Source organism: Streptomyces sp. NPDC048603, assembly GCF_043199475.1.
Lineage (GTDB): Bacteria > Actinomycetota > Actinomycetes > Streptomycetales > Streptomycetaceae > Streptomyces.
On record NZ_JBICVY010000022.1, the window covers coordinates 1 to 11931 of the forward strand.

The 11931-nt window shown below is 69.2% G+C and carries 11 protein-coding genes; 3 read left to right on the forward strand and 8 right to left on the reverse strand.

What is annotated here, in order from left to right:
- Positions 1-214 precede the first annotated feature (214 nt).
- From ACGFQ9_RS36030 to ACGFQ9_RS36065, 8 genes are all read right to left on the reverse strand, one after another.
- A complete protein-coding gene (locus ACGFQ9_RS36030) occupies positions 215-1294 on the reverse strand; it encodes an LmbU family transcriptional regulator (RefSeq protein ID WP_393579880.1) in 1080 nt (359 codons plus the stop codon).
- Between the two features lie 260 nt (positions 1295-1554).
- Entirely contained in the window at positions 1555-2334 is a 780-nt protein-coding gene (locus ACGFQ9_RS36035) for a LuxR C-terminal-related transcriptional regulator (RefSeq protein WP_393579881.1), read from the reverse strand.
- Between the two features lie 48 nt (positions 2335-2382).
- Positions 2383-3816, reverse strand: coding sequence for a class II 3-deoxy-7-phosphoheptulonate synthase (locus ACGFQ9_RS36040; protein ID WP_393579882.1), 1434 nt, complete (start codon positions 3814-3816; stop codon positions 2383-2385).
- Between the two features lie 45 nt (positions 3817-3861).
- On the reverse strand, positions 3862-4164 hold the full coding sequence (locus ACGFQ9_RS36045) for an acyl carrier protein (RefSeq protein ID WP_393579883.1): 303 nt from the start codon (positions 4162-4164) through the stop codon (positions 3862-3864).
- Positions 4165-4463: 299 nt separating this feature from the next.
- Positions 4464-4682: a hypothetical protein gene (locus ACGFQ9_RS36050; protein WP_393579885.1), complete on the reverse strand. Its 219-nt coding sequence runs from the start codon at positions 4680-4682 to the stop codon at positions 4464-4466.
- A gap of 213 nt (positions 4683-4895) precedes the next feature.
- A complete protein-coding gene (locus tag ACGFQ9_RS36055; protein ID WP_393579886.1) occupies positions 4896-6233 on the reverse strand; it encodes a lysine N(6)-hydroxylase/L-ornithine N(5)-oxygenase family protein in 1338 nt (445 codons plus the stop codon).
- An 86-nt stretch (positions 6234-6319) separates the two neighbouring features.
- On the reverse strand, positions 6320-7114 hold the full coding sequence (gene ddaH / locus ACGFQ9_RS36060) for a dimethylargininase (protein ID WP_393580015.1): 795 nt from the start codon (positions 7112-7114) through the stop codon (positions 6320-6322).
- Between the two features lie 332 nt (positions 7115-7446).
- Positions 7447-8685, reverse strand: a complete 1239-nt coding sequence (locus tag ACGFQ9_RS36065; RefSeq protein ID WP_393579888.1) for an arginine deiminase — start codon at positions 8683-8685, stop codon at positions 7447-7449.
- Between the two features lie 246 nt (positions 8686-8931).
- On the opposite strand from ACGFQ9_RS36065, the gene ACGFQ9_RS36070 reads away from it, so the two are divergent.
- The 3 genes from ACGFQ9_RS36070 to ACGFQ9_RS36080 all read left to right on the forward strand — a co-directional run bounded on the left by ACGFQ9_RS36070 (position 8932) and on the right by ACGFQ9_RS36080 (position 11865).
- The gene (locus ACGFQ9_RS36070) at positions 8932-9585 is read left to right on the forward strand and encodes an FMN-binding negative transcriptional regulator (RefSeq protein WP_393579889.1); all 654 of its coding nucleotides are present in this window, start codon (positions 8932-8934) and stop codon (positions 9583-9585) included.
- 490 nt (positions 9586-10075) lie between these two features.
- A complete protein-coding gene (locus tag ACGFQ9_RS36075) occupies positions 10076-11059 on the forward strand; it encodes an ATP-binding cassette domain-containing protein (RefSeq protein ID WP_393579891.1) in 984 nt (327 codons plus the stop codon).
- A 14-nt stretch (positions 11060-11073) separates the two neighbouring features.
- Complete coding sequence (locus tag ACGFQ9_RS36080; protein WP_393579893.1) at positions 11074-11865, forward strand: ABC transporter permease; 792 nt, start codon at positions 11074-11076, stop codon at positions 11863-11865.
- Positions 11866-11931: the final 66 nt, after the last annotated feature.

An 11931-nucleotide genomic window follows, 5' to 3' on the forward strand; every position in this document is an offset into this window, starting at 1 on the left:
CGTGCTCCGCCGCAGGTCAGAGCGACGCCGGGCCCGTACTGCAAAGGTCTCTTCTAAGCACTTGGCCGCAGGTTCGAGTCCTGCCGGGGGCACTCGCGCCCGTCCGTACATGCCGAAAAAGAGCGCCGGCCCGTGGTTTCGTGTCCACGGGCCGGCGCTCTTCGGCTTGGTGCGTGTGCTGTCGTCCGGGCGGGATGCCCGGTCCGGAGGCGGTTCAGCCGTCCGTCTCGGCCGCCCATCCGGCGAGCAGGGCCTCGAGCCGGGCTTCCCGGGCGGCCGCGCGGGCCGCTGCTGCCGCCGCCCGGTCCACCGGGTCCGCGGGCGGCTCGACGGCCGTGACGGGCTCCGCGGCCTCGTACGGATCGGCCGCGTCGTAGGGATCCATCGCCTCGTACGGATCGGCGGTCTCGTACGGATCCGCAGCCCCGTAGGAAGCCATCGCCTCGTACGGGTCGGCCACATCGCCGGAATCCATCGCCCCGTACGGGTCGGCGGCCTCGTAGGGGTCCACGACCGCGGAGGGCTCGATCGGCGCGGACGGCTCGACGGGCGCGGGCTCGGCGGACGCCGTCCAGGACGGGGCCGCCGGCTCCGGCTGCGCCGCCGGCGCGGACTCCTCCACCGCCGCCGACTCCTCCACCGCTACGGACTCCACCGCCGGCGCGGACTCCACCGCCGGCGCGGACTCCTCCACCGGCAGGACCGGCTCCGCCGCGCCGACCGGCTCCGCCGGTTCCAGGGCCGCCACCGGGTCGACCGGGCCCAGGGCCTCGAAGACCCGCTCGGCCGCGCGGTCGAGGGTCGCCAGGACCCACTCGTCCAGGTCCGTACCCAGCTGCTCGGCCGCCTTCACCCAGTGCTGGAAGCGCTCCGCCGGCACGGCGAGCTGGCGCCGCGGAGCCGGCCTGTCACGGATGACGCCGTCGCCCTCGCGGGCCTCGCGCAGGGCGGCCCGGAGCTGCTTGGTCGTCCACGACAGCTCCTCGGCCCGCCCGAGCCACTGGTCCGCTTCCTCGGTCGGCAGCGAGGCCACCTCGGCGTGGTGCTGGAAGGTGAGCTTCCCGTGCCGCCGGCTGTGATCGAACCGGCGGGCGACCCAGGCGTAGTTGCGCAGCGTCTGGTACCGCAGGCCCGCTGCCTGGATGCCCTGCTGATAGCGGTCGCCGTAGTGGTCCTTGCCGTAGGCCAGCCAGTCGCCCAGCCACCACGCGGAGGAGTCCACGACTCCCGCCAGCTGGCGGCCGGCGCGCTGCCAGTCCTCGAAGGTGAAGACGACAGGGAGTTGCAGGCCCACTCTCGTCGTCAGTACTTGTTCGGCCCCGGGCTGCCCTTTGCGTATTGCCCGCTGCGGGGGAATCAGCCTCGACACCTGCGGACCGGGACGGTGGGGGGCTTGCGTTCCGACACCGGTGTTGTTGGCCAGGTTCACGTGCACGACCTCATTTCAGCCGACTAAGTGCGCGCTATGAGGCCATGATTTTCCGCCAACGCCTCTTGGAGAAGGGCAGGATTGAGACCTTGTCAAGTCCTCTCGAGTGAATCATGAATTCCGCACTAGGCCACCCGGTGCAGCATCCGGCGGCGTCGTTCGCGGGCGATGTCCACCGTGCCCGGCGCGGTCCCTGCAGGCCGGTTGAGCAGGGCGTTCCCGCCGGTACGGCCGTGGTGCGCGGCCAGGTAGCGGAGCACCGCGAGTACCCGGCGGTTGTCGCCCGGGCTGCCCGGTATGCCGAGCTTGTCGAAGACCGCGGCGACCCGCTTCTCCACCGTTCCGGCTGAGACGATCAGCCGTTCCGCGATGGCGCTGTTGGTACGGCCCTGCGCCATCAGTGACAGGACCTCCCGCTCCCGCTCGCTGAGCGAGGCGAGCGCGTCGGGCGCCGCCTCCTCGGCCGGGCCGTGACCCGAGGCCCGTGCCGCCAGGGCTCCGACCATCCGCGGATCGACCACCGTGCCACCCGTCGCGACCTGCGACAACGCGCCCACGACCTCGTCGGCGTCGGTCATCCGGTCCTGCAGCAGATAGCCCAGTCCGGCACCGTCGTCCCCGAACAGGCGGGCGACGTGCTGCGGTTCGGGAGCCGCGGAGAAGAGCAGGACGCCGGTCCCCGGGTGACTGCCGCGCGCGGCGAGCGCCGCGCCCACTCCCTCGTCGTTCCAGGCCGGCGCGAGCCTGACGTTGGAGATGAGGACGTCCGGGCGGTGCGTGTCGATGAGGGCCGGAAGCACTCGGGCGTCGTGGACCGCGGCGACCAGCTCATGGCCCCGGTCGCCGAGCACGTGGGCCAGGCCCGCCCGCAGGATCGCGGAGCCTTCGGCAATGACAAGACGCATGCTGGATCACTTCCTTCGGCCAGAGCCGGGATCGTGGTCGACCGGGGGTCAGCGCCGCCGGTACATTTCGGCGGTGAGGAATGCGAGTTCGAGCGACTGAGTGCGGTTCAGGCGGGGATCGCAAGCGGATTCGTAGCGATCCGTCAGGTCACCGAAACGCACCCGGGCTCCTCCTCCGACACACTCGGTGACGTCGTCACCGGTGAACTCCAGGTGGATTCCGCCGGGGTGGGTACCGAGACTCCGGTGCACCTCGAAGAATCCCGTGACCTCGTCGATAATGTCGTCGAAATGCCGCGTCTTGTGCCCGGAAGGGGCTTGGAAGGTATTTCCGTGCATGGGGTCACAGACCCACGCAACGGGGGCGCCCTCCATCGTCACCCGCTCCACCAGCGCGGGCAGCCGGTCGCGGACCGTGCCCGCGCCCATCCGCACCACGAAGGTGAGCCGTCCGGGCTCCCGCTCCGGGTCGAGCCGGTCGATCAGCCGCATGGCCGTGTCCGGGGTGGTGGTGGGCCCCAGCTTCACCGCGATCGGGTTGGCGATCCGTGAGAAGAAGTCGATGTGCGGTCCGTCGATGTCGCGGGTGCGCTCCCCGATCCACAGCATGTGCCCGCTGGCGGCGTAGGGCCGGCCGGTGGCCTCGTCGATCCGGGTGAGCGACCGCTCGTACTCCAGCAGCAGGCCCTCGTGGCTGACGAAGAACTCGACGGCCCGCATCGCCGCCTCGTCGCTGCCGCAGGCACGCATGAAGGACAGGGCCTGGTCGATCTGGTCGACCAGCCGGGCGTAGCGGGAGCCGATCGGGGAGGTCTGCACGAAGTCCTGGTTCCAGCTGTGCGCCTGATGCAGGTCGGCGTCACCTCCCGTGGTGAAGGCGCGCACCAGGTTCAGGGTGGACGCGGCCGCCTGGTACATGCGCAGCATGCGCCCCGGGTCGGGGATGCGCTGGGTCCGGGTGAAGTCGAAGCCGTTGACGGCGTCGCCCCGGTAGGCCGGCAGGGTGATGCCGTCGCGGGTCTCGGTCGGCTGGGAGCGCGGCTTGGCGTACTGCCCCGCGATGCGGCCGATCTTGACGACCGGGACACTGCCCGCGTAGGTGAGGACGAGGGCCATCTGCAGCAGGGTCCGCATCTTCGCCCGCACGGCGGCGGCCGAGGCGTCGGCGAAGGTCTCGGCGCAGTCGCCGCCCTGCAGCAGGAACGCCTCACCGCGGGCGACCGCGGCCATGCGCTGCTTGAGGGTCGCGCACTCGTTGGCGGAGACCAGCGGGACCGCGGCGTCCAGCTGGGCCCGGACCACGTCGACGGCGGCGGGGACCGGCCAGTCGGGCTGCTGGGCGGCGGCGCGCTGCTCCGGGGTCCAGTGCCTGGGGTCGAACGGATCGGTGACGGGGTTCGTCGCGGGCATCCCCTCGGGGGACGCGTCCAGGACCTGCTCCGTCGCCTGCTGCGTTGTCGTAGCTTCGATTACGGTCGTCATCTTCGCTGTCTCCCATGAACGATTCGAGTGGATGCCGGGCGGGCGTCAGCCGGCGGCCGGTACGGGTCGGGCGCCGTGCCTCTCGTCGAGCAGGGCCGCCAGTTCGCCGAGGGTGGAGCAGCGCGCGAACTCGCTCAGGGAGAGCCCCTGGTCCAGCGCGATCACCAGACGTGCGGCGGCCCGTGACGTGCCGCCGATCTCGAAGAAGTTGTCGGTGCGCTGGATGCGGTCGGCCGGCACGCCGAGCACGCCGGCCCAGAGACCCGCCAGCTTGCGCTCGTTGTCGGATCCGAGGCCGCTGTGCCGCTCTCGCGCCGCGATGCCGTACTCGTCCGTGTCGTCAGTCATGTGCGTCGCCTCCACCGGGGATCTGCGCCTCCGCGTGCGCCGGGGTCCGGCGTCGCGTCTTCATGAGGAAGACATTAGGGAGGAGCGTTATCAGGCCAATATCGACTGGCTTCCGGGGGATGCGGGGGGCTCGAAAAGGCCCTGGAAGGCCCGCCGGGAGAAACCCGGCGGTGACACCTTCACCAGCACATCGGACCACTCGTGGAGCGAGGGGGGAAGAGAAAGACAGGAGAAGTGAAGAAGCGGGGAAACAGAGAGGAAGAGAAGAGGAGAAACGGGGAAGCCGGGAAGCGGCGGGCCTAGTCGGCGCCCTCCAGCAGCCGCTGCATCGCACCCACGCTCTTGGTCAACTCAGCTACCTCTGCACGCAGTTCGCGCTGTACGGCGGCTGCCGCGTGGTCCGCGTGCCGGCGCTCGCGCGCCCGGCTGGTGGCGAGCCAGACCAGTCCGGTGACGACCACGGCCGTGCTGCTCAGCATGGCCGAACTGGCGATGACCGCGCCTGCTGTGGAATCCATGACGATGCCTCCTTCTTTCTTCACGGGTGAATGTCGGTGGGTATATCCGAAGTTACGCGCACGCGCGCGCGAGCACCATGGAGGAAAACCTCCGCAATTCCTGTGGCCGCCGCCGTGGCAGCCGCGACCGGCGCCGTGGCCAGCAGAATGCCCCCCGCGACGACCCGTGGGGGAAAAGGGTCGTCGTGGGGGGCGGGCGGCGACGGAGCCGGATCAGCTGTCGGCCGCCTGGAGGGCGCCGGCCGGCACGAGTTCGCGCTCGGCCCGCCGCTGGATGATGGAGTCGGCGATCTCGCCGCTGCGCACGGCGATGTTCGACAGCAGGGACGAGCTCAGCCCGTGGGTGTGCTCGGTGCCGCCCTGCAGGTAGATGCCGACGGGCAGGTCCGGGGTGGTGACGAGCCGGTAGTCGCGCTCGACCCGGTGACGGCCCGACTCGTCGCGCAGGCAGAAGCGGTCGAGGTCGCCGAGCAGGCTGCTCGGGTCCAGGGAGTCGTAGCCCGTGGCGAAGACGATGGCGTCGACGTCGAGCTGCTGCGGCTCGCCCTCCAGCTGCGAGACCAGGTGGACGATCCGCTCGTCGCCGGCCTGCTCGACGGCACGGACCTTGGTCAGGTTGCGGTAGTGCAGCCGCTTGGCGCCGCCCACCTCCTCGGCGTACTGGATCTCGAAGAGGTCGCGGATGATGTCGGAGTCGGCCACGCCGTAGTTGGTGTTCTTGTGGTAGCGCCAGAAGGCGTCGCGGGCCCCGTCGGCGCCGAAGTAGTACTCGTCGACGGCCGCCGCGTCGAAGATCTGGTTGGCGAACGGGGTGTCGTCGGCGACGGAATACCCGTACGACGGCATGATCGCGGTGACCTGCGCCTCGGGGAGGCGGTCGTGGAAGAACTTCGTGATCTCGGCGGCGCTCTGGCCGGCACCGACGACCGCGACCCTCCGGAGCCGGGCCGGGTCCACCTCCGCGAACCGTGCGAGGAACTCCGAGCTGTGCCAGACCCGGGCGTCCCGTTTGATGCCGTCCGGCATGCGTGGGACGAGGCCGGTCGAGACGACCACGTTCCTCGCGTTGACCGTACGGGTCTCCCCGGTGGCGGTGCGGACGTCCACCTCCACGTACTCCGGCGTGCCGTGGAGGGCTTCCGGGGGCAGCCGGATCCCGGTGACCGCCGAGCTGTAGGTGACGACGTTGCTGAGGCTGGACTCGGCCCACTCCAGGTACTGGTGGAACTCGGCGCGGGTCGGGAAGAAGTCCTGGCGGTTGACGAAGCGGGCGAGCCGGCCCTGGGAGTGCAGGAACGAGACGAAGCTGTAGCGGGACACCGGGTTGCGGAAGGTGACCAGGTCCTTGAGGAAGGAGATCTGCATGGTCGCGTCCGGCAGCAGCATGTTGGGGTGCCAGCCGAAGCGGGGCTGCTTCTCGAAGAAGGCCGAGGTGATCGGGTTCGTCAGGACGTTCGCACGGTGCTCTTCCAGGCTGATGGCGAGGGACAGGTTGGACGGGCCGAAGCCGATGCCGACCACGTCGTAGATCTGGTGTTCGCGAGCAATCATGGAAATTCTCTCCCGCTTGCGCAGTGGTGACGGTGGGGTGACCCCGGCGTCCGCGACGCCGGGCGGTGGGGCGGTGCGTGCTCGGGTCAGGCGCCTGCCGTGACCCGGTGGCGGATCTCCAACGTGCAGCACTTGACGCTGCCGCCCGCCTTGAACAGTTCGGAGAGGTCGACACCGACGGGTTCAAAACCGCGGGCGCGCAGCTGCCGCGCCAGGCCCGTCGCGGTCTCCGGAAGGAACACGTGCCTGCCGTCGGAGACCGCGTTGAGCCCAAAGACCTCGGCGTCCGCCGCGTCGACCAGCAGCGCGTCCGGGTAGAGCTCGCGCAGCACGGCCAGGCTCTCCCCGGAGAAGGCGCCCGGGTAGTACATGACCTCGGTGTCCGAGAGCGCGGCCAGGGCCACGTCGAGGTGGTAGTAGCGCGGGTCGACCAGCTGGAGGCTGACCACGGGGACGCCGAGGGCCTCCCGGGCCTCCGCGTGGGCCCGCGGGTCGGTACGGAAGCCGGTGCCGGCCAGGACGGTCCGGCCGACGACGATGTAGTCGCCCTCGGCCTCGTTGACGTACTCGGCGGAGGTGACCTGCGGATAGTCCCGGGAGGTGAACCACGCGTGGTAGGAGGGCGCTTCGGCGGTGCGCTCGGGGTGGCGGAACTTCGCGACCAGCACCCGGTCGTCGACCACGGTGGCGCCGTTGGCGGAGAACACCATGTCCGGCAGGCCCTCGACCGGTTCCACCAGGTCGACGGTGTGGCCGTACTCGAGGTACAGCCGGCGCAGGCCCTCCCACTGTTCGACCGCCAGGTCCGTGTCGACCGGCTTCCCGGGGTCCATCCAGGGGTTGATCGCGTAGGTGACGTCGAAGTGCGTGGGCCGGCACATCAGGTAGTGACGGGGCGTGGCCTCGCGGACGGGCGTGGGCTCGGACAAGGGATCTCTTCCTCTCGGTCGGTGGGGTTCCCGGACGGCCGGGTGGCCTGTGGGCCGGATCGGCCGGATGTGCGGGTGTGGCCGTGTTGGGCCGAATTGGACCGTGATTAAGCTTTTTTGTTCTCTGTTGGCCTGAACTGGCCGGAACACGATCTCTGTAACGAAGGTATCGGGGCGGGTTTCTCTTTCGTTATTGATCGCTTTTTCGCCGGGGCTTCTGCTTTGCGCCCTGGCGGCCAAGCGGCACGACAGTCAGGCGCCCCGACGGTCAGGCGCCCCGAAGGTCAGGCGGCGTCGCGCTCGATCGGGCAGCTCATGCAGCGCGGACCGCCGCGGCCCCGGCCGAGCTGGTCGCCGCGGATCCGCAGCACCTCGATGCCGTTGTCCTCGAGCATGCGGTTGCTCATCTCGTTGACCTCGTACGCGACGACCGTGCCCGGGGACAGGGCGAGCAGGTTGCTGCCGTCGTTCCACTGCTCGCGCTCGGCGGCGTAGGAGCTCTGGCGGGTCTGCAGCACGCGCACCCGGTCCAGGCCGAGGGCGTCGGCGATGGCGTCGAAGAAGTCCTTGTTCTCGGTGATCTCGGGCACCTGGTGGGCGCCCGGCGTGAGGGTCCAGGACCTCAGGTGGCGCCGGTCCAGGCCGGTGAAGAGGGTGAAGGCGTCCCGGTCCACCATGGTCAGCACGGTGTCGAGGTGCATGTACGCACGGGCCTTGGGCAGCTCGACGGCGATGACCCGCCGCGCGGAGCCGGTGCGGAAGAGGCGGCGGGCCAGGATCTCCACGCCGGCCGGGGTGGTGCGCTCGCCCAGCCCGACGAGGACGGTGCCGTTGCCGATGACCTCCACGTCGCCGCCCTCGATCGCGGCCGGGGCCATCGCCTCGCCGTCGATCCAGCGGTGCGCGCCGGACTCGGCGAACATCGGGTGGAAGTTGTAGATGGCCTCGTAGTTGACGGTCTCCCGCTTGCGGCCGGCCATCATCATCGGGTTGACCGACACCCCGTCGTAGACCCAGCAGCTGGTGTCCCGGGTGAAGAGGGCGTTGGGCAGCGGGGCCAGGACGAAGCCGTCGTCCGGCATCAGCTCGAGTCCCAGGGAGCGGGCTCCGCGGGTGCGGTGTTCGCCCAGCGCCTCCAGGAGTTCGCGCTTGTTGAGGCCGCCGAGCAGGTGCGTGGCGAGCTCGTCGGGACCCATGTCGGCCAGCACCCCGGCCGTGGCACGGGTGAGCGCCGGCCCCATGTGGGGTTGCCGCACGTCGAGGATCCGGTCCAGGATGAAGGCGACCGCCTGCTCGTACTTCACCGTTTCGGCGAGCAGGTCGTGCAGCAGGTGGACGGTGACTCCCCGGTCCCGCATGACCTGCTGGAACTCGCGGTGTTCCTCCTGGGCCCGGGACACCCATACGACGTCGTCGAAGAGCAATTCGTCCTTGTTGCCCGGGGTCAGCCGCTCGAAGGCCAGGCCCGGCTCGTGCAGAATGACCTGTTTCAGGGCGCCGACCTCGGAATCCACATGGAACATGTTCTCTCCTGACTTCGATCCGGAGCGGTGTCGACTCCTTCCGAAGCTAGGCCCGGGGGTTTAACTTTCGGTATCGAATGCTTTTCGGCCAAAGTCTGGGAGCATGGACGGTCGGATCACCCGCCATGACCTGCACCGGCAGCCCGTCACCCGCGGAAACCAGGCCGATAACGATCCAAAATCCGGCCCTCGTAGCTTTCTCGGCAGACACCTCACCAGCCGCCTGCCGAGAGGGGCGAATTCCCGATGTTCGTGCCACCGTTCTACAAAGAGCCGTCCGGTTCGTGGATGGTCGACCTGATCCGCAACAATCCGCTGGCCCTGCTCGTGCACAACGGCTCCGACGCCGCAGGGCCGTTCGCGACCCACCTCCCGGTGATTCCGGATCCGGAGATGACCGGAGACTGGGCCGAGGATCTCTCCGGGGCCGTACTGCTCGGCCACATGAACCGCAACAACCCCCACTGGGCCGTCGTCGAGAAGGGCGGAACCGGCCTGCTGACCTTCACCGGTCCGCACGGCTACGTGTCCCCCACCGTCTACGGGAAAACCCCGGCCGCTCCCACCTGGAACTTCACCTCGGTGCATCTGCGCGGCACGATCGAGAAGATCGATTCCCCGAAGTCCTCGGAGGAATCGCTGGAGGTCGTCAAGGCAACGGTGCGGGCCTTCGAGGCGGACTTCGGAGACCGGTGGGACATGACCGAGTCGATCGACTACTTCCGCCAGATCCTGCCGGAGGTCGGGGCGTTCCGGTTCACCGTCAGCGGCGCGGACGGCATGTTCAAGCTCAGCCAGGAGCAGCGGCCCGAGGTCCGCGAGCGCGTGCGGGTGTCGTTCAGCGGCCGTGACTGCGCCCGGCACCGTGCGACCGCCTCCCTGATGGCGCAGTTGCCGTGAGTTCCGCACAAGCCGACGCCGGTGTCCGGCAGTTCTCCGGGCAGTTCCCGGCGCAGTTCTCCGCGAATTGCGATCTGGGAGTCCGTTGCGCCGCCATGGCGCTGTCCAGGATGCTCGCGGTCCAACTGCCCGCATTGCTACGTCACATACGTCGGCAGAAACCCTCGGCAGCAGCCGGCTTCGTCCCGCCGACAGGACGCCGCCAGGACACCGCCGGGACACCCACCAGCGCGTTGACCGCCCCGACCCCGTAGGACACAATGAAGCCTGGGAATTTCGTCGAGAGTTTCACGCACTCCGCCCACGCGGTCTTCTGCAAGAACCGCAAACTCGCCTTCCGTCTGACCGACCGAATGCGCGGATCCCCTTATTCATCGCCTCAACCCCCGGCGTCCGCACAGGGCCGGCGGAAATTTCCCGCACCCTGCACCGACGGCGATGCGCCCTTTGTGCAACTCGCTTCGTTCAGTTCATCAAGAGGAGGAATGTCATGACGGCCATTGCGGCTACCGGTCTGCGCAAGGCGTATGGGGAGCACAAGGTTCTGGACGGGGTGGATCTGCACATCCCGCAGGGTTCGGTGTTCTCGCTGCTGGGTCCCAACGGTGCGGGCAAGACCACGACGGTGAAGATTCTCTCGACGCTGACCTCGATGGACTCGGGGGACGCGCGGATCATGGGTCATGACCTGGGGTCGGATCCGGACGGGGTGCGGGGCAGCATCGGTGTGACGGGTCAGTTCTCCGCGGTGGACCCGTTCCTGAACGCCTACGAGAACCTGCATCTGATGGGGCGTCTGTGGCACCTGCCGGCGAAGACGGTCAAGCAGCGGGCGGTGGAGCTGGTCGAGCAGTTCGATCTGGTCGAGGCGGCGAAGAAGCCGGTGGTGACCTACTCGGGCGGTATGAAGCGGCGTCTTGACCTGGCGATGACGCTGGTGGGTGGTCCGCGCCTGATCTTCCTGGACGAGCCGACGACGGGTCTGGACCCGCGGGTGCGGCGTTCGATGTGGGAGCTGATCAACGGTCTGGTCGCGGACGGCGTGACGATCTTCCTGACCACGCAGTACCTGGAGGAGGCCGATCAGCTGGCCGACCGGATCGCGGTGCTGGACGGCGGCCGGCTGGTCGCCCAGGGCACCCCGGAGGAGCTCAAGCGGAAGGTCCCCGGCGGCAGCATCGACCTGCAGTTCACCAGCCTGGCCGCGCTCGACCAGGCGGCCGCCGCCCTCGGCGTCGGCGCGACCCGGGACGAGGAGGAGTTCAAGCTCCGCATCCCCTCGGACGGCAGCGCGCAGAACGTGCAGGCGGTCCTCAACCGGCTGGACACCAGCACGGTCAAGGAGCTGTCCCTGCACACCCCCGACCTCGACGACGTCTTCCTCGCCCTCACCGGCCAGTCCTCCGCCCAGAAGACCGCCGAGACCACCGAGACCACCGAGACCGCCGAGACCCCCGCCACCCTGGCCGCCTGAGAAGAGGTAGATCCATGAGCACCGTCACCTACGCGGTCGCCGACTCCGTCACCCTGCTGCGCCGCAACGTCAAGAACCAGCTCCGCTACCCCACCACCACGATCTCCATCATCGGCATCCCGGTGCTGTTCCTGCTCCTGTTCGTCTACGTCCTCGGCGGCGCTCTGGGAGCCGGCGTCACCCCCGCCGGCGGCGGTAGCGACGACTACGTCAACTACGTCCTCCCAGGCCTGATCATCATGACCGCCGCCACCGGCATGCTCGGCACCGCCGTCGCCACCAGCGTCGACATCACCGAAGGCATCATCGCCCGCTTCAAGACCATGGCCATCTTCCGGCCCTCCATCCTCATCGCCCGCGTCATCACCTCCGTCGGCCAGACCATCGCCTCCATGGCCTTCGTCTTCGGCGTCGCCTTCCTCATGGGCTTCGACCCCAACGCCACCGCCGTCGAATGGCTCGCCGTCCTCGGCCTCCTGGCCGGCATCAGCTTCGCCCTCACCTGGCTCGGCGTCGCCTTCGGCCTCGCCGCCAAGACCCTCGACGCCGCCTCCAACGCCCCCTTCCCCCTCATCCTCCTGCCCTTCGTCGGCTCCGGCGTCGTCCCCACCGACTCCATGCCCACCGGCCTCCGCTGGTTCGCCGAATACCAGCCCTTCACCCCCGTCATCGAAACCCTCCGCGGCCTCCTCCTCGGCACCGAGATCGGCAACAGCGGCTGGATCTCCCTCGCCTGGTGCGCCGGCATCGCCCTCCTCGGCTTCATGTGGTCCATGAAGCACTTCAACAAGGACCGCACCCACTGAGTCCCGCCCCGACCCGCAGTTGATCGTTCGTTGATCCTTCGAGGCGCTTCGGAAGCGCGAGATGAG

Bases quoted from the DNA above. Each gene is read 5' to 3' on its own strand.
- ACGFQ9_RS36070 (WP_393579889.1), top strand. From the start codon at position 8,932: ATGTTCGTGCCACCGTTCTACAAAGAGCCGTCCGGTTCGTGGATGGTC.
- ACGFQ9_RS36040 (WP_393579882.1), bottom strand. From the start codon at position 3,816: ATGACGACCGTAATCGAAGCTACGACAACGCAGCAGGCGACGGAGCAG.
- ACGFQ9_RS36035 (WP_393579881.1), bottom strand. From the start codon at position 2,334: ATGCGTCTTGTCATTGCCGAAGGCTCCGCGATCCTGCGGGCGGGCCTG.
- ddaH (WP_393580015.1), bottom strand. From the start codon at position 7,114: ATGTGCCGGCCCACGCACTTCGACGTCACCTACGCGATCAACCCCTGG.
- ACGFQ9_RS36075 (WP_393579891.1), top strand. From the start codon at position 10,076: ATGACGGCCATTGCGGCTACCGGTCTGCGCAAGGCGTATGGGGAGCAC.
- ACGFQ9_RS36050 (WP_393579885.1), bottom strand. From the start codon at position 4,682: ATGGATTCCACAGCAGGCGCGGTCATCGCCAGTTCGGCCATGCTGAGC.
- ACGFQ9_RS36080 (WP_393579893.1), top strand. From the start codon at position 11,074: ATGAGCACCGTCACCTACGCGGTCGCCGACTCCGTCACCCTGCTGCGC.
- ACGFQ9_RS36065 (WP_393579888.1), bottom strand. From the start codon at position 8,685: ATGTTCCATGTGGATTCCGAGGTCGGCGCCCTGAAACAGGTCATTCTG.
- ACGFQ9_RS36045 (WP_393579883.1), bottom strand. From the start codon at position 4,164: ATGACTGACGACACGGACGAGTACGGCATCGCGGCGCGAGAGCGGCAC.
- ACGFQ9_RS36055 (WP_393579886.1), bottom strand. From the start codon at position 6,233: ATGATTGCTCGCGAACACCAGATCTACGACGTGGTCGGCATCGGCTTC.